Raw genomic sequence first — 16704 nt, 5'->3', positions numbered from 1 at the left:
TGCTCGCGATGGCGATGTGCCTGACACCACGTATCGCGAGCAAGCTCGCTCCTGCAGGGGGCGTTTTTCACTCTCGGCATAAGGCTTCAAACGGATGCGAGTCCTCAGCATTGTCTGCCTGCTGCTGACCCTGAGCGGTTGCAGCTCGCTGCTGTTCTATCCCGAGCGCGGTTTGCCGTTCACCCCGGACAAGGCCCGGCTCGACTACCGCGACGTCACCCTGACCGCCGCCGACGGTACGCGCTTGCACGGCTGGTGGCTGCCGGCCAAGGCCGGGGTGCCGGTCAAGGGCACGGTGCTGCACCTGCACGGCAATGGCGGCAACCTGTCCGGGCACCTCGGCGGCAGTTGGTGGTTGCCGGAGCAGGGCTATCAGGTGCTGCTGGTGGACTACCGTGGCTACGGGGTGTCGCAAGGCAAACCGAGCCTGCCGGCGATCTACCAGGACGTCGACGCGGCCTTCCAGTGGCTGGACCGGGCGCCCGAGGTCCAGGGCAAGCCGCTGATCGTCCTGGGCCAGAGCCTGGGCGGCGCCCTGGCCATCCACTATCTGGTGGAGCAGCATCCGGAACGCCAGCGCCAGCTCAAGGCCATTGTCTTCGACGGGGTACCGGCCAGTTACCGCGAGGTGGGCCGTTTTGCCCTGAGCACGTCCTGGATGACCTGGCCGTTCCAGGTGCCGCTGTCGTGGCTGGTGCCCGATGGCGACAGTGCGATCAAGGCCATGGCGCGCCTGGATGGCGTGCCCAAGCTGATCTACCACAGCATCGACGATTCCCTCGTACCGCTTTCCAACGGCATCCGTCTGTATCAAGCTGCGCCCCCGCCCAGGGTGCTGCAGCTGACCCGAGGCGGTCATGTGCAGACCTTCGCCGACCCGGTCTGGCGCCAGGTGATGTTGCGTTACCTTGAGGATCCGCAGCATTTCAACGGCCTGCGCCGCCTGGGGGAAATCCCCAATTACCCCACACCTTTGAATCCAGTCGTAGAACCTCCAGAGAGTCCGCAATGAGCGAAGAACGTAACGCCATCCCCCTGATCATCACCGGTATCTGCAGCATCCTCGGCACCGTGGCGTGCCTGTGGTACTACGGCTACCTGCATTTCGCCAAGCCGGAGGATGCGTTGCTGCTCAACGATTTCACCATGCTCAAGACCGTGCCCGGCGAAGACTACAAGGTGTCCCTGGAGCCGGCCGCCGAGGTGGCGCAATGCATCGATGGCGTGCTGGTGCTGTTCGACACCGAGCAGAAGGGGTTGACGGGCGTGCTGATCAACAACAAGAAGCGCGCCGTGCGCTGCATGGGCCAGGAAACCCCGAAGCTGGAGCAGTGACCGAAAGGCCTCCCAGCGCAAGCCGCGATCCGGTTACCGCAATAAAAAAGCCCCGCCGATCAAGGCGGGGCTTTTTATTGGGTGCGCGGTTTATCGCGCGGGGGCGGGCTTAGTTGGCGCTGATGGCCGAACGTGGCGCGACCGGCTGGTTGTCGTTGGAAATGGTCACTTCCACGCGACGGTTCATGGCGCGTCCGGAAACACTGCCGTTGTCGGCAACCGGATATTCCTTGCCATAACCCTGGGCGACGATGCGTGCCGGATCGACACCCATCTTGATCAGGGCGACCTGTACCGACGTGGCGCGGCGCTCGGACAGCGACTGGTTGTAGGCTGCGCTGCCGGTGCTGTCGGTGTAGCCTTCGACTATCACTTTGCGGTCAGGGTTGTCGCGCAGGAACTGCGCCAGCTTGTTGATGTTGACCAGGCCGCTGGATTTCAGGTCGGCCTTGTTGGTGGCGAACAGTACGTCACCGAAGGTCACCAGGGTACCGCGGTCGGTCTGCTTGGCGTTGAGGCTCGATTGCAGTTGCTTGATCTGCGCGTCACGGGCATCCAGAAGCGCCTTGGCGCGCTGGTCGCCGGCGTCCTTGAGCTGGGTTTCCGCGGTGCGCAGGGCGATGGTCTGCTTGGCCACTTCAATCCGCTGGTTGGTCAGGTAGGCCAATTGGTCGACCTTCTTTTCGTCCTCCTTGTTCAGGTAGGCCTTGTCAGCCTTGTCCAGCCATTCGCTGGCGTCCTTGGTTTCCAGGGCTGCCACCTTGGTGGCCTGCGGATTGGCCTGCAGGGCGGAGTAGTTGGTCCGGGCGTTTTCCAGGTTGGCGTTAGGTGGGGTGGAGCATGCCGCCAGCGCTACGCTCAGGGCCAACAGGGCAGGGATCATCAGTTGTTTACGCATAATGGTTTCGTCCTTTTATCGATTGCGAATACGTGGGAATCGGCGCTCGCGGCTCATTGCACGCTGCGCATGCCTTCCTGACGTAGTTCCTGAACGCCTTTCTGAGAGTCCTTCAATGCCTGTTCGGCCTTGGCTGCCTGAGCCTTGCGCTCGGCGACGCGGGCGTCCCATTCGGCCTGCTCGGCCAGACGCCGGGCTTCGTCGTAGTTCTTGTCGTGCATGGCGAGCTCGGCTTGCTTGAGCTTGTCCTGAGCCGATTTCATTTCCACCGCGGCAAATTCGGTACCGCCTGCGCTGACTGCGCTGTTGACCGCAGATTGCGTCACCGCGTATTGCTCGCTTGGCGGATTACCGGCGCAACCGGCCAGGACCAGGCTGCTACCGAGAGCCAGCGCGGCCAGTTTCAGCCCGCGCAGAGAGGTTGACGAGGATTTGGCAGTGCTGATCTTCATGGTCTTCAACTCCATTGGATAACTCCTGAAAAACATCAAAATCCATCCCGGTTCCGACGCCGTAACGCTGAGTGACAAGGCTGAGGGCGTTGAAAATGAAACGGCCGTTCCAGTGATGGTTATTGGCTGTGACCCGAGGCTTTTTTGAATAGTTCAGAGAAGATGGCTTATTGCCCGGAAATTTCCTGACTGTGTGGACAAGGCTCTGAATAAGGAACTTTTGCCGTGCGCAGGGGTACTCCTGACCCGATCCGGGGTCAGGAATAACGCTCTTATCGGTGAGAAATGCAGGCGTGGATCAGTGTTTCTGCTCGTCTGCCTGAGCCGACAGATCGTGCAGATAACGCCGCGACAGGGCGAGAAAACGCGGGGTAGGACCGATGTCCTCGTAGAGTGGATCGCCTTCTTCGTCGGTGGCGACCACATGCTGGCCCTGGACATAAGGGAAGCTGGTTTCGAGTTCCTCCAGGGCGGCCCCGATCAGTTCGCCGAGCAGTTCCTCGGTCCGGCGTTTGGGGTACATCTCGGAAATTGCCGCCAGGCGTGCGGCGGCTTCGACATCCAGGTAGATCGTGTAGCCGGTCTGGGTCAGGCGACCCTTGGCGTTTTCTTCCCAGTGTTGCGCGAGCTCACGGATTTTCATGGCAACCTCAATGAACACCTGCTTGTGGCAGGGCTTGGTGAGTGACCGGCCTGTGCCGGCGCTAAGCCGTTGTGCGGCTTACTCTTGAGACTAGCTCCATCGTGCAAGGTTTAAAGGCGCTTCGTCGTGCACCGGCGTTGCCCGCGGCTGTTCGTGTCAAGACCGCCCTTGCTAATAGCCATGTGCTGGCGGCACTCTTGGGGCTTACCAGGAGCCCCGAGTCCGCTGGAGAACAGGTAGATGACCGATATTGATGCGCGCTTGCGCGAAGATGTTCACCTGCTGGGTGAGCTGTTGGGCAACACCATTCGTGAACAGTATGGCGAGGGTTTCCTCGACAAGATCGAACAGATTCGCAAGGGTGCCAAGGCCGACCGGCGCGGTTCGCTGGATGCCGAACTCAGCGCCAGCCTCAACCAACTCAGCGAGGACGAACTGCTGCCGGTGGCGCGGGCGTTCAACCAGTTCCTCAACCTGGCCAACATCGCTGAGCAGTACCAATTGATTCACCGTCGCGAGGAGTCGCAACCGGCGCCGTTCGAGTCGCGGGTGCTGCCGGAACTGCTGGCGCGCCTGCGGGCCGAAGGCCATGGCGCCGAGGCGCTGGCCCGGCAGTTGGGGCGGCTGGAGATCGAGTTGGTGCTGACCGCCCACCCCACCGAAGTCGCCCGCCGCACGCTGATCCAGAAATACGATGCCATCGCCGCGCAGTTGGCCGCCCAGGACCATCGCGACCTCACTTCGGCCGAGCGCGCGCAGATCCAGACACGCTTGCAGCGGCTGATCGCCGAGGCCTGGCACACCGAAGAAATCCGCCGTACCCGGCCGACCCCGGTGGACGAAGCCAAGTGGGGCTTCGCGGTGATCGAGCATTCGCTGTGGCAGGCCATCCCCAACTATTTACGCAAGGCCGACCAGGCTTTGCACGCGGCCACCGGCATGCATTTGCCGCTGGAGGCGGCGCCGATTCGCTTCGCTTCGTGGATGGGCGGCGACCGTGACGGCAACCCCAATGTCACCGCGGCGGTGACCCGCGAGGTGCTGTTGCTGGCGCGCTGGATGGCCGCCGACCTGTACCTGCGCGATGTCGATCAACTGGCGGCCGACCTGTCCATGCAGCAGGCCAACGCGGCGCTGCGGACCCTGGCCGGCGACAGCGCCGAACCCTATCGCGCGGTGCTCAAGCAATTGCGCGAGCGCCTGCGGGCCACCCGCAACTGGGCCCAGGCCTCGTTGAGCGGTAGCGTGCCGGCGACTGCCCAGGTGCTGCAGAACAACCGCGAGCTGCTGGACCCGCTGGAACTCTGCTATCAGTCCCTGCATGAATGCGGCATGGGGGTGATCGCCGACGGTCCGTTGCTCGACTGCCTGCGCCGCGCAGTGACCTTCGGTCTGTTCCTGGTACGCCTGGACGTGCGCCAGGACTCCTCGCGGCACACCGCGGCCATGACCGAAATCACCGATTATCTGGGGCTGGGCCGCTACGGCGACTGGAGCGAGCAAGAGCGCATCGATTTCCTGATGCGCGAACTGGGCAGCCGCCGTCCGCTATTGCCCGGTTACTTCAAGCCGTCGGCCGACACCGCCGAAGTGCTGGCGACCTGCCGGGAAGTCGCTGCGGCGCCGGCGGCTTCGCTGGGCTCCTATGTGATCTCCATGGCCGGTGCGGCATCCGATGTGCTCGCCGTGCAACTGCTGCTCAAGGAAGCGGGCGTGCTGCGACCGATGCGCGTGGTGCCGCTGTTTGAAACCCTGGCCGACCTGGACAACGCCGGCCCGGTGATCGAGCAGTTGCTGCTTCTGCCAGGCTATCGTTCGCGCCTGCAGGGCCCGCAGGAAGTGATGATCGGTTATTCCGACTCGGCCAAGGATGCCGGCACCACTGCTGCCGCCTGGGCGCAGTACCGGGCTCAGGAAAAACTGGTGGATATCTGCCGCGAGCAGCAGGTCGAGTTGCTGCTGTTCCATGGTCGCGGTGGCACCGTGGGGCGTGGCGGCGGCCCGGCCCACGCGGCGATCCTGTCACAACCGCCGGGATCGGTGGCGGGGCGCTTCCGTACCACCGAGCAAGGGGAAATGATTCGTTTCAAATTCGGCCTGCCGGACATCGCCGAGCAGAACCTCAATCTCTACCTGGCGGCGGTGCTGGAGGCGACCTTGCTGCCGCCGCCCCTGCCACAGCCGGCCTGGCGCGACCTGATGGACGAACTGGCCGACGATGGGGTGAAGGCTTATCGCGCGGTGGTGCGGGAGAACCCGCAGTTCGTCGAGTATTTCCGCCAGTCCACGCCGGAGCAGGAACTGGGGCGCCTGCCATTGGGCAGCCGGCCGGCCAAGCGGCGCGCCGGCGGCATCGAAAGCCTGCGGGCCATCCCGTGGATTTTCGGCTGGACCCAGACCCGCCTGATGCTGCCGGCCTGGCTGGGCTGGGAAACCGCCCTGAGCAAGGCCCTGGAGCGCGGGGAGGGCGAGTTGCTGGGGCAGATGCGCGAACAGTGGCCGTTTTTCCGCACGCGCATCGACATGCTGGAGATGGTGCTGGCCAAGGCCGACGCGGATATAGCCCGTTCCTACGACGAACGATTGGTCGAACCGGCGCTGCTGTCATTGGGTGCGCATTTACGCGACTTATTGTCGCAGGCGTGTTCGGTGGTCTTGGGGCTGACCGGTCAGTCGCAGTTACTGGCACATAGCCCCGACACCCTGGAGTTCATTCGCCTGCGCAATACCTACCTGGACCCGCTGCATCTATTGCAAGCCGAACTGCTGGCCCGTTCGCGGCGCCAGGACGGCGCCCAGGACAGCCCGGTGGAACAGGCGCTACTGGTGTCTGTGGCGGGGATTGCCGCCGGTTTGCGCAATACCGGCTAAGGTAATCGCCGGGGTTTTCAGTGGCTTGGCACGGTACTTCGAGCGCTGGCCCGAAAGGGCTGGCGACCGTCGCCAGGCGACACTTTGTTATGGGGTTGCGACCAGCAATACCCTGTCGCCAGGGCATAAAGGCGGCGGGTTGCTCCGACTTTCGGCTGCTTGTGTGCGCTGTGTCGGCTGTGTATCTTGATCAGCCTTTGGCCGTTTGGGCGGCCACTATCCCATTTCCGAGATTGGCCCCACGAGGCGAATCCGAGCGTTTCTAAATAAAAAATTGAGGAGCACATCGATGCGCGTAATTCTGCTGGGAGCTCCCGGGGCCGGTAAAGGTACTCAGGCAAAGTTCATCACCGAAAAATTCGGCATTCCGCAAATCTCCACCGGCGACATGCTGCGCGCAGCGGTCAAGGCCGGCACCGAGCTGGGCCTGAAAGCCAAGAGCGTGATGGACGCCGGTGGTCTGGTCTCCGATGACCTGATCATCAACCTGGTCAAGGAACGCATCAGCCAGGCCGATTGCGCCAAGGGTTTCCTGTTCGACGGCTTCCCGCGCACCATTCCTCAGGCCGAAGCGCTGGTCAAAGCCGGCGTCGAGCTGGACAACGTGGTCGAGATCGCCGTCGACGACGAAGAGATCGTCCAGCGTATCGCCGGCCGCCGTGTGCATGAGGCCTCGGGCCGCGTTTACCACACTGTCTACAATCCGCCGAAAATCGCCGGTAAAGACGACATCACCGGTGAAGACCTGGTCCAGCGTAAAGACGACACCGAAGAAACCGTGCGTCATCGCCTGTCGGTCTATCACTCCCAGACCAAGCCGCTGGTGGAGTTCTACCAGAGCCTGGCCGCCAGCCAGGGCAAGCCGAAGTACAGCCACATCGCGGGCGTCGGTTCGGTCGAGTCGATCACCGGCAAGGTGCTCGAAGCGCTGAGCTGATCAGTCGTACTGGCTTGATCTTCAACGGCCCGCTTGCGGGCCGTTGCTGTTTATAATGCGTCACTTTTTTCAACTCCCTCTGCCTTATGGAAACATCGATGAGCACCTTGCTGGCCCTGGACACCGCGACTGAAGCCTGCTCGGTTGCCTTGCTGCACGACGGCAAGGTGACGAGCCACTACGAGGTGATCCCGCGCCTGCATGCACAGAAGCTGCTGCCGATGATCCAGAAACTGCTGGCCGATGCCGGCACCAGCCTGCAGGCCGTCGATGCCATTGCCTTCGGTCGCGGGCCTGGGGCCTTTACCGGCGTGCGGATCGCCATCGGCGTGGTCCAGGGCCTGGCCTTCGCCCTGGAGCGTCCGGTGCTGCCGGTGTCGAACCTGGCGGTGCTGGCGCAGCGCGCATTGCGCGAACACGGCGCGACCCAGGTGGCCGCCGCCATCGATGCGCGAATGGATGAGGTCTACTGGGGCTGCTACCGCGAAGTGGCCGGCGAGATGCGCCTGGCAGGGGCCGAAGCGGTGCTGCCGCCGGAAGCCGCTGCGTTGCCGGCGGACGCCAGCGGCGACTGGTTCGGCGCGGGCACCGGCTGGGGCTACGCCGAGCGTATCGGGATCAATCTCAGCGGCCAGGACGCGGGCATGCTGCCCCACGCCGAAGATTTGCTGACCCTGGCGCGCTTTGCCTGGGAGCGCGGCGAGGCGATCCCGGCGGACGAGGCGCAACCGGTGTACCTGCGGGACAAAGTGGCGACGCCAAAAGCGCGCTGACAGGCTGCTGCAGAGCTGTTCGCCACCACGAGTCCGCGTGGCGAGCGTGTCAATCGTCAGGTTTTCGTGCCAGTTTCCGGTGGCTTTTAAACCTTTTGCATTTTCTGTGTTCTAGTTATCACTCGGCATTTGCGTAGTCGGCGAGGTGCCGCTAAATTGCCATCATCGATATCGAGCATGTGATTATGCGCATAGACGGCATTTCCTCTCAGTCCTACCCCATCAAGCGCAAGCCTCGCAAAGGCAGCGTGCTGCTGGACGACTCCCTCGAGGACGCAGATGCCGTCGAAGTCCAGCCCGAGACTCCAGCCCAGGCGCGCTCCCAGGCCTCCGCCGGGCGCACCAGCAACCTGCCCGCCCGTCCGCAGGACATGATCTTCCACCGCGCCATGAAAAGAAGCGTGGCCAATGCCCTGGCCAGCTACCTGACCACCGCCGGTTTCGTCGATTGGGATATGGAAGTGGTGGGTCTCGACCTGCACATCTGATGTTGCTGCCTTATTACCTCGGTTGTCCTTCCTGGAGCGAAAACGCCTGGCGTGAGTACCTGTACCCGGAAAGCGCGCGGCCGACGGACTTTCTCGGCCTGTATTGCCAGGTCTTCAATGCCGTGGAAGGCAATACCACCTTCTATGCGCGTCCCGCGGAGGCCACGGTGCAGCGCTGGGCGCAGACCATGCCTGAACATTTCCGCTTCACCGCCAAGTTTCCCGGCGACATCAGCCATGGCGGCGACCTGCGCGAACAATTGGGCGCGGCCGAGAGCTTCCTGCAGTTGCTCAGCCCGCTGGGCGAGCGTGTTTCGCCGCTGTGGCTGCAACTGCCCGCGAGCTTCACACCGCAGCGCCTGGCGGAGCTGGCGGGTTTTATCGACGGCCTGGAGCGGCCGTTGGCGGTGGAAGTCCGGCATCGGGACTTCTTCGCCAAGGGCGATGCCGAGCGCATGCTCAACCGCCTGCTGCTGGATCGTGGGGTGGAGCGCATCTGCCTCGACCCGCGCGCCTTGTTCAGTTGCACGTCCAGCGAGCCGTCGGTGCTCCATGCGCAATCGAAGAAACCCAAGGTACCGCCGCGCCCGGCCGCCTTCACCCAGTTTCCCCAGGTGCGCTTTATCGGTCATCCGGAGCTCGAGGCCAACGATCCGTTCCTGGTGCCCTGGATCGACAAGGTCGCCGGCTGGATCGAGGAAGGGCGCACCCCCTACATCTTCCTGCACACCGCCGATAACCGCCTGGCCGCCGAGCTGGCGCGGCGTTTTCATGCGCGCCTGATGGAGCGCCTGCCTGGATTGCCGGCCTTGCCTGAGCTATACAGAGAGCCCGCCGCGGAGCAACTCGGCTTGCTCTGAGCGGAATCGTTTCCCTGCCCAGGAGTCCGCCAATGGATGCGCAAACCCTTCGTGCCCAAACCTTCAAGGCCCTGCATGAGCGTGATCGGGCTTTCGTGATTCCCAACCCCTGGGACGCGGGCTCCGCCAAGATGCTGGCCAGCCTCGGCTTCGAGGCCCTGGCGACCACCAGCGCCGGTTTCGCTTTTTCCCTGGGGCGCCCCGACGCTGAAGGTGCCTTGTCCCTGGAGGACACCCTGGGCAACGTTCGCGCCATAGTCGGCGCCAGCAGCCTGCCGGTGGCGGTAGATCTGGAGAACGGTTTTTCCGACAGTCCCGAAGGCTGTGCCAGGACCCTGCGCCAAGCGGCCGCCTGCGGGGCGGTGGGCGGCTCCATCGAGGACGCCACGGGCCGGGCCGACGATCCGATCTATGACTTCAAACTGGCGGTCGAGCGTATCGAGGCGTCGGTCGCTGCAGTGCGGCAATTGCCTTTTCCCTTTGTGCTCACGGCACGGGCGGAAAACCTGCTGCATGGCCGGCAGGACCTGCCGGACACCCTTCGCCGCCTGCAAGCCTATGCCGAGGCCGGCGCCGATGTGCTGTATGCGCCTGGGTTGCGCTCAGCCGAGGAAATCATCGCCGTGGTCCGCGCGGTGGCGCCCAAACCGGTCAACGTGCTGATGTCGGGCGGGCTGAAATTGACCCTGGCGCAGTTGAGCGAGCTGGGGGTGAAGCGGATCAGCGTCGGTTCGGCCCTGGCGCGGGCCGCCTATGGCGCCTTCTATCAGGCGGCGCAGGAAATCCGCGACCACGGCAGCTTCGACTTTGCCGACCAGGCTTTGCCGTTCGGGCAGATCAATCAGTTGTTCAAGGGCTGAGCGGCCGGGGTGCCGCTGGGCGCCATTGCCGGTAGTGGATCTGTCGGTGAAACCGGCTTGAGGTCAGGCGGCGATCCGCAGGTTCTGCAGGATCAGCGGACGCGCCCAACCGGTATCGAAGTCGAACTGCTTCTGTTGCTCGATGAGCTCTTGCGGCGGGAAGGGCGGGAAGGGTTTGTCCACCAGGTCCATTTCGAATTCGGCGATCGGCAGGTGCAATGGCCGCGGCTGCGGCGCCGGGCCAGGCTCGGGCAGGGGCTGGCCGGCATTGAGGACGATGGGCCGCACCCAGCCGCTTTCGAAGTCTTGCTGGTGTTGCTGGGCGGCGATTTCTTCCGGCGGGAACGGCGGAAACGGTTTGTCCAGCAGCTCGGTCTCGAACTCGGCGATCGGTAGGAACAACGGTTCCGGTGGACGGATCTCGGTGTCCTGGACGTCGCAATGACGCTGGGTAACGATTTGCGCCAGCAGGTCGCTGCCGCCATGGGGTTCGGTCGGGCCGTCCACGGCCACCGGAGAATTGTCGTCGGTGAGCTTCGTGCCATCGCCGCGTTGCTCGGCCAGCGCCTGGGCAAAAAAATCCTGCCACAGATGGCTGACGCCGCTCAGTGCCTGGGAATTTTTTAGGCCGTAATCGCCGTGGGGCGATATGACGCCAATGGATAGGCTTCGAATGTCTGACATTTCTCTCGGGTCGACGCTCAGCTCTGGCAAAATGCCGGATAGTTCTTTTATCGGCAGCTTTTGCCGATCATTAATTTTTTGAGCGTGTTTTCAGATGAGTGAGCAACCAGCGGCCTGCCGCATCAAAGTCGAGGCCTTGGCCGATGCATTCCAGCCGCAGGCCGCGCACTGGGCCGAGCGACTGGGGCTGCCATTGCAGATCGACGAGGCGGAGTTCGCCCTGCAGGTCGGTGAGCAGGGCTTGCAGCTGCAGCAGCTCGGCGCCGACGCGCCAGGGCCGGTGCGGGTGGACTTTGTCGAGGGTGGCGCGGCGCACCGGCGGCTGTATGGCGGCGGTAGCGGGCAGATGATCGCCAAGGCGGTGGGCATTGCCCAGGGCGTGCGTCCGCGGATCCTGGATGCCACGGCGGGGCTGGGCAAGGATGCGTTCGTCCTGGCCAGCCTCGGCTGCGAGATGAGCCTGATCGAACGCCAGCCCTTGATCGGCGCCTTGCTCGAAGACGGCCTGGCCCGGGCGGGAGAGGATTTCGAGGTGGCGCCGATCGTGGCGCGCATGCGCCTGCTCAAGGGCAACTCGATCGAGGTCATGCGCAACTGGGAAGGCGAGCCGCCCCAGGTGATCTACCTGGACCCGATGTTCCCGCATCGGGAAAAGACCGCACTGGTGAAAAAGGAAATGCGCCTGTTCCGCCCGCTGGTCGGGGACGACCCGGACGCCCCGGCGCTGCTGGAGGCCGCCCTGGCCCTGGCCAGCCATCGGGTGGTGGTCAAGCGCCCGCGCAAGGCGCCGTGCATCGCAGGCCCCAAGCCGAGCCATGCGCTGGATGGCAAATCCAGCCGTTACGATATCTATCCGAAGAAGGCGCTCAAGGCCTGATCTTTATCGGGCCTTTCGGCTGTCTATAGCGAGCAGGGACCGGGCGTCCCGCTCGCTCCGTTGTCACAACCTCAGGCCGACTCCGGCCGATACGCGCGCATGAACAACCCCACCACTTCCCGCACATGCTCCTCGGCGGCTTCGTCGCTCAGCGGCTCGCCGCAGCCGTAGAGCAGGCGAAAGTTCGCCGTGCCCTTGAGCAGGCAGAAGAAATGCTCGGCGGCGTTGCGCGGCTTGTCGATGCGCAGGGCGCCGCTCTGGTCGATTCTGGTCAGCAGCCGCTCCATGCCTTGCACCATGCGTTGTGGCCCGGCCTCGAAGAAGATCTGCGAGAGCTTCGGGTCCTGGCTGCCCAGGGCCATGATCAGGCGATGCAGGTTCAGGGATTCTTCGCTGTTGATCAGCAGGTGAAAGCCCCGGCCAATGTTCAGCAACACGCTTTCGATCGGCATGCCGGCCGGCAGCTCGAAGATCAGCGTCGGCAACTGCTCCTCGCACTTGGCCACCACCGCGGCGGAGAACAGGGTCTCCTTGTCGTTGAAATGGCTGTACACCGTCAGCTTGGAAACACCGGCTTCGGCGGCTACCGCGTCCATGCTGGTGTTGGCGTAGCCATTGCTCAGGAACAGCGTTTTCGCGGCTTCGAGGATGGCCTGGCGTTTTGCCAGGTCCTTGGGGCGGCCGGGGCCGTTTGAGGTGGAAAGATTGTCGGACATTCTTCGCTTTAATACTGGACTGGTGAGTTTGCTATTAATAACATACCCGCCAGTATAATTATTCGAAGCACCCTTGGCGAAAGGTCCCCCACCATGTTCCGCTATGCCTTACCCCTCGCGTTGCCCGTCAGCCTGGCCGTTCTGCTGTCCGCGTGCGGACATGAAGAAGCCGCGCAAACCACCGTTCGCCCGGCCATGGTGGTGCAGCCAGAGCCCGCGGCACAGGCCATGGACAGTTACCCCGGCGAGGTCCGCGCGCGTTACGAACCGGACCTGGCGTTCCGGATTGGGGGCAAGGTCAGCCGACGACTGGTCGATGAGGGGCAACGGGTGAAAGCCGACCAGCCATTGGCCGAGCTCGACCCGCAGGACGTGCGGCTGCAACTGGAGGCCACCCGGGCCCAGGTGGCGGCGGCCGAAGCCAACCTGAACCTGGTGCGCTCCGAGCGTGACCGCTACAAGACCCTGATGGATCGGCAACTGGTCAGCCGTTCCCAGTACGACAACGCCGAGAACCTGTATCGCTCCGGCCTGGCCCGGCTCAAGCAGATCAAGGCCGAGTTCGACGTGGCCAGCAACCAGGCCGGTTACGCCGTGCTGCGCGCGCCCCAGGATGGCGTCGTGGCCCGGCGCACGGTCGAGGTCGGCCAGGTGGTCGCCGCCGGCCAGACCGTCTTTACCCTGGCTACCGACGGCGAGCGGGAAGTGCTGATCAGCCTGCCGGAGCAGGGTTTCGGCCGTTTCCGCATCGGCCAGCCGGTGTCGGTGGAGTTGTGGAGCCAGCCCGACCAGCGTTTCGCCGGGCAGATCCGCGAGCTGTCGCCGGCCGCCGACCCACGCTCCCGTACCTTCGCCGCCCGCATCGCCTTTACCGCCGGTAAGGTCCCGGCCGAGCTGGGGCAGAGCGCCCGAGTGTTTATCCAGGCTGCGGCCACTGTGCCGTTGTCGGTGCCGCTGTCGGCGGTGACTGCGGAGAACGGTGCCGCCTATGTCTGGCGGGTCGACGCCAACAATACCCTGAAAAAGACCCCGGTGCGCCTTGGCGCCTTCGGCGAAAAGAGCGTGCCGGTTCTCGAAGGCCTCGGGGTCAGCGACTGGGTGGTGGCGGCGGGTGTGCATGTGCTCCATGAGGGGCAGCAGGTGCGCCCGGTGGATCGCTCCAACCGCGTGGTCAATCTGGCGGCCAAGGAGTAATCCCCGATGGGTTTCAATCTTTCCGAATGGGCGTTGCGCAACCGCCAGATCGTACTGTTCCTGATGCTGTTGCTGGCCATTGTCGGGGCGTTGTCCTACACCAAGCTGGGCCAGAGCGAAGACCCGCCCTTCACCTTCAAGGCCATGGTGATCCGCACCAACTGGCCGGGCGCCACGGCCCAGGAGGTTTCCCGGCAGGTCACCGAACGCATCGAAAAGAAACTGATGGAAACCGGCGAATACGAGCGCATCGTCTCGTTTTCCCGCCCGGGCGAGTCCCAGGTGACCTTCATGGCGCGCGACTCGATGCACTCGAACCAGATCCCCGAGCTCTGGTATCAGTTGCGCAAGAAGATCAGCGATATCCGCCATACCCTGCCGCCGGGTATCCAGGGCCCGTTCTTCAACGATGAGTTCGGCACTACCTTCGGCAATATCTATGCGCTGACCGGCGACGGTTTCGACTACGCGGTGCTCAAGGATTACGCCGACCGCATCCAGATCCAGCTGCAGCGGGTCAAGGACGTGGGCAAGGTCGACCTGCTGGGCTTGCAGGACGAAAAGGTCTGGATCGAGCTGTCGAACGTCAAGCTGGCGACCCTCGGTCTGCCGCTGGCGGCGGTGCAGCAGGCCCTGGAGGAGCAGAACGCGGTGTCCACCGCCGGCTTCTTCGAAACCAGCAGCGAGCGCCTGCAATTGCGGGTGTCCGGTAATTTCCAGAGCGTCGAGCAGATCAGCAACTTCCCGATCCGGGTGGCCGACCGCACCTTCCGTATCGGCGATGTGGCGGATGTGCGTCGCGGCTTCAACGATCCACCGGCGCCGCGCATGCGCTTCATGGGCCAGGACGCAATCGGCCTGGCCGTGGCGATGAAGGACGGCGGCGACATCCTGGTGCTGGGCAAGGCGCTGGAACTGGAGTTCGCCCGGATCCAGAAAAACCTCCCCGCCGGCATGGAACTGCGCAAGGTCTCCGACCAGCCGGCCGCGGTGAAGACCGGTGTCGGCGAGTTCGTCCAGGTGTTGGTGGAAGCCCTGGCGATCGTGCTGCTGGTGAGCTTCTTTTCCCTGGGCGTGCGCACCGGCATGGTGGTGGCCCTGGCGATTCCGCTGGTGCTGGCGATGACCTTCGCCACCATGTACTACCTGGGGATCGGCCTGCACAAGATTTCCCTTGGCGCGCTGGTGCTGGCGCTGGGCCTGCTGGTGGACGACGCGATCATCGCGGTGGAGATGATGGCGATCAAGATGGAGCAGGGCTACGACCGGCTCAAGGCCGCCAGCTACGCCTGGACCAGCACCGCGTTTCCGATGCTCACCGGTACCCTGATCACTGCCGCGGGTTTCCTGCCGATCGCCACGGCGCAGTCCGGCACCGGCGAATACACCCGTTCGATCTTCCAGGTGGTGACCATCGCCTTGCTGGCCTCTTGGATCGCCGCGGTGGTGTTCGTGCCCTACCTGGGCGAGAAGCTGCTGCCGGACCTGGCCAAGCTGCACGCGGCCAAGCACGGCAGCGCCGACGGCCAGCCCGATCCGTACGGCACACCGTTCTATCAGCGGGTGCGGCGGATGGTGGAATGGTGCGTGCACCGGCGCAAGACCGTGATCGCCCTGACCGTGCTGCTGTTCATTGCCTCGGTGATGCTGTTCCGTTTCGTGCCGCAGCAGTTCTTCCCGGCTTCCGGGCGCCTGGAACTGATGGTCGACCTGAAGCTGGCCGAGGGCGCGTCCCTGAGCAATACCGCCGATCAGGTCAAGCGCCTGGAGGCGATGCTCAAGGAGCATGCCGGCATCGATAACTATGTGGCTTACGTCGGCACCGGTTCGCCGCGTTTCTACCTGCCCCTGGACCAGCAGCTGCCGGCGGCGAGTTTTGCCCAGTTCGTGGTGCTGGCCAAGACCATCGAGGAGCGTGAAAGCCTGCGCAGCTGGCTGATCGAAACCCTCGACGAACAGTTCCCGGCCCTGCGCTCGCGAGTCACCCGCCTGGAGAACGGCCCGCCCGTGGGCTATCCGGTGCAGTTTCGCGTCACCGGCGAGCACATCGAAGAGGTGCGGGCCCTGGCGCGCAAGGTGGCGGCGAAGGTGCGCGAGAACCCCCACGTGGTCAACGTGCACCTGGATTGGGAAGAACCGAGCAAGGTGGTCTACCTCAATATCGATCAGGACCGTGCGCGGGCCCTGGGCGTGAGCACGGCCAACCTGGCGAAATTCCTGCAAAGCTCGCTGACCGGTTCCAGCGTCAGCCAGTACCGCGAAGACAACGAGTTGATCGAGATCCTGCTGCGCGGGACCTTGCATGAACGCACCGAGCTGTCGCTGCTGCCGAGCCTGGCGGTGCCCACCGACAACGGCAAGAGCGTGGCGCTGTCGCAGGTCGCGACCCTGGAGTACGGCTTCGAGGAAGGCATCATCTGGCACCGCAACCGCCTGCCGAACGTCACCGTGCGGGCCGACATCTATGGCAAGGAACAGCCGGCGACCCTGGTGCAACAGATCCTGCCGACCCTGGAGCCGATCCGCGCCGAACTGCCGGACGGTTACCTGCTGGACGTCGGCGGCACCGTGGAAGACTCGGCGCGCGGGCAGAACTCGGTGAAGGCCGGCGTGCCGCTGTTCATCGTGGTGGTGCTGACCCTGCTGATGCTGCAACTGCGCAGCTTCTCGCGCACGGCGATGGTGTTCCTCACCGCGCCGCTGGGGCTGATCGGCGTGACCCTGTTCCTGATGGTGTTCCGCCAGCCGTTCGGCTTCGTGGCGATGCTCGGGACCATCGCGCTGTCGGGGATGATCATGCGCAACTCGGTGATCCTGGTGGATCAGATCGAGCAGGACATCGCTGCCGGGCTCACGCCGTGGCAGGCGATCATCGAGGCGACGGTCAGGCGTTTCCGGCCGATCGTGCTGACCGCGCTGGCGGCGGTGCTGGCGATGATCCCGCTGTCACGCAGCGTGTTCTTCGGGCCGATGGCGGTGGCGATCATGGGCGGGCTGATTGTCGCGACGGCGCTGACCCTGCTGTTCCTGCCGGCGTTGTACGCGGCGTGGTTCCGGGTCAGGAAAACCTGATGCGCCCTTTGTAGGAGCGAGCTTGCTCGCGATCCGCGCAGCGG

The 16704-nt window shown here is 64.2% G+C and carries 16 protein-coding genes; 11 read left to right on the top strand and 5 right to left on the bottom strand.

From position 1 onward, the window contains the following. The first annotated feature begins 94 nt into the window (after positions 1–94). Positions 95–1012: an alpha/beta hydrolase gene (locus BM019_RS06750; protein WP_007927967.1), complete on the top strand. Its 918-nt coding sequence runs from the start codon at positions 95–97 to the stop codon at positions 1010–1012. Next, positions 1009–1335, top strand: coding sequence for a PA3694 family proteiin (locus BM019_RS06745; protein WP_009042358.1), 327 nt, complete (start codon positions 1009–1011; stop codon positions 1333–1335). Before BM019_RS06750 ends, BM019_RS06745 begins: the two co-directional genes overlap by 4 nt. 109 nt (positions 1336–1444) lie before the next feature. Here BM019_RS06745 and BM019_RS06740 read toward each other — a convergent pair whose 3' ends face one another. The 3 genes from BM019_RS06740 to BM019_RS06730 form a co-directional block, all read right to left on the bottom strand. Further along, positions 1445–2233, bottom strand: coding sequence for a lipotoxin F family OmpA-related lipoprotein LptF (locus tag BM019_RS06740; RefSeq protein WP_087091362.1), 789 nt, complete (start codon positions 2231–2233; stop codon positions 1445–1447). Between the two features lie 53 nt (positions 2234–2286). Further along, the gene (locus tag BM019_RS06735; RefSeq protein WP_007927961.1) at positions 2287–2700 is read right to left on the bottom strand and encodes a DUF4398 domain-containing protein; all 414 of its coding nucleotides are present in this window, start codon (positions 2698–2700) and stop codon (positions 2287–2289) included. Between the two features lie 283 nt (positions 2701–2983). Further along, positions 2984–3328, bottom strand: coding sequence for a hypothetical protein (locus BM019_RS06730; protein WP_007927959.1), 345 nt, complete (start codon positions 3326–3328; stop codon positions 2984–2986). A 240-nt stretch (positions 3329–3568) separates the two neighbouring features. On the opposite strand from BM019_RS06730, the gene ppc reads away from it, so the two are divergent. From ppc to BM019_RS06700, 6 genes are all read left to right on the top strand, one after another. Then, complete coding sequence (gene ppc, locus BM019_RS06725) at positions 3569–6199, top strand: phosphoenolpyruvate carboxylase (protein WP_092417887.1); 2631 nt, start codon at positions 3569–3571, stop codon at positions 6197–6199. 289 nt (positions 6200–6488) lie between these two features. After that, positions 6489–7136 (top strand): adenylate kinase, encoded by a 648-nt coding sequence (gene adk / locus BM019_RS06720; protein WP_007927955.1) that lies wholly within the window; start codon positions 6489–6491, stop codon positions 7134–7136. 98 nt (positions 7137–7234) lie between these two features. Beyond that, complete coding sequence (tsaB, locus tag BM019_RS06715) at positions 7235–7909, top strand: tRNA (adenosine(37)-N6)-threonylcarbamoyltransferase complex dimerization subunit type 1 TsaB (protein WP_092417886.1); 675 nt, start codon at positions 7235–7237, stop codon at positions 7907–7909. 185 nt (positions 7910–8094) lie between these two features. Beyond that, the gene (locus tag BM019_RS06710; RefSeq protein WP_009042362.1) at positions 8095–8397 is read left to right on the top strand and encodes a hypothetical protein; all 303 of its coding nucleotides are present in this window, start codon (positions 8095–8097) and stop codon (positions 8395–8397) included. After that, on the top strand, positions 8397–9257 hold the full coding sequence (locus tag BM019_RS06705; protein WP_009042363.1) for a DUF72 domain-containing protein: 861 nt from the start codon (positions 8397–8399) through the stop codon (positions 9255–9257). Before BM019_RS06710 ends, BM019_RS06705 begins: the two co-directional genes overlap by 1 nt. A 32-nt stretch (positions 9258–9289) precedes the next feature. Continuing rightward, complete coding sequence (locus BM019_RS06700; protein WP_092417885.1) at positions 9290–10117, top strand: isocitrate lyase/PEP mutase family protein; 828 nt, start codon at positions 9290–9292, stop codon at positions 10115–10117. 63 nt (positions 10118–10180) lie between these two features. Here BM019_RS06700 and BM019_RS06695 read toward each other — a convergent pair whose 3' ends face one another. Further along, the gene (locus tag BM019_RS06695) at positions 10181–10801 is read right to left on the bottom strand and encodes an energy transducer TonB (protein WP_175510592.1); all 621 of its coding nucleotides are present in this window, start codon (positions 10799–10801) and stop codon (positions 10181–10183) included. Between the two features lie 94 nt (positions 10802–10895). Here BM019_RS06695 and BM019_RS06690 point away from each other — a divergent pair, with 94 nt between their 5' ends. Continuing rightward, a complete protein-coding gene (locus BM019_RS06690) occupies positions 10896–11678 on the top strand; it encodes a class I SAM-dependent methyltransferase (RefSeq protein WP_009042366.1) in 783 nt (260 codons plus the stop codon). Between the two features lie 71 nt (positions 11679–11749). Here BM019_RS06690 and BM019_RS06685 read toward each other — a convergent pair whose 3' ends face one another. Continuing rightward, positions 11750–12394 (bottom strand): TetR/AcrR family transcriptional regulator, encoded by a 645-nt coding sequence (locus BM019_RS06685; protein ID WP_092417883.1) that lies wholly within the window; start codon positions 12392–12394, stop codon positions 11750–11752. Between the two features lie 93 nt (positions 12395–12487). Here BM019_RS06685 and BM019_RS06680 point away from each other — a divergent pair, with 93 nt between their 5' ends. Together BM019_RS06680 and BM019_RS06675 are read left to right on the top strand one after the other, a co-directional pair. Next, the gene (locus BM019_RS06680) at positions 12488–13588 is read left to right on the top strand and encodes an efflux RND transporter periplasmic adaptor subunit (RefSeq protein WP_092417882.1); all 1101 of its coding nucleotides are present in this window, start codon (positions 12488–12490) and stop codon (positions 13586–13588) included. 6 nt (positions 13589–13594) lie between these two features. Beyond that, the gene (locus BM019_RS06675) at positions 13595–16660 is read left to right on the top strand and encodes an efflux RND transporter permease subunit (protein ID WP_092417881.1); all 3066 of its coding nucleotides are present in this window, start codon (positions 13595–13597) and stop codon (positions 16658–16660) included. The last annotated feature ends 44 nt before the right edge of the window (positions 16661–16704 follow it).

The organism is Pseudomonas sp. NFPP07, assembly GCF_900115645.1.
Taxonomy (GTDB): Bacteria; Pseudomonadota; Gammaproteobacteria; order Pseudomonadales; family Pseudomonadaceae; genus Aquipseudomonas; species Aquipseudomonas chlororaphis.
This window is presented reverse-complemented; position numbering and strand designations above follow the sequence as displayed.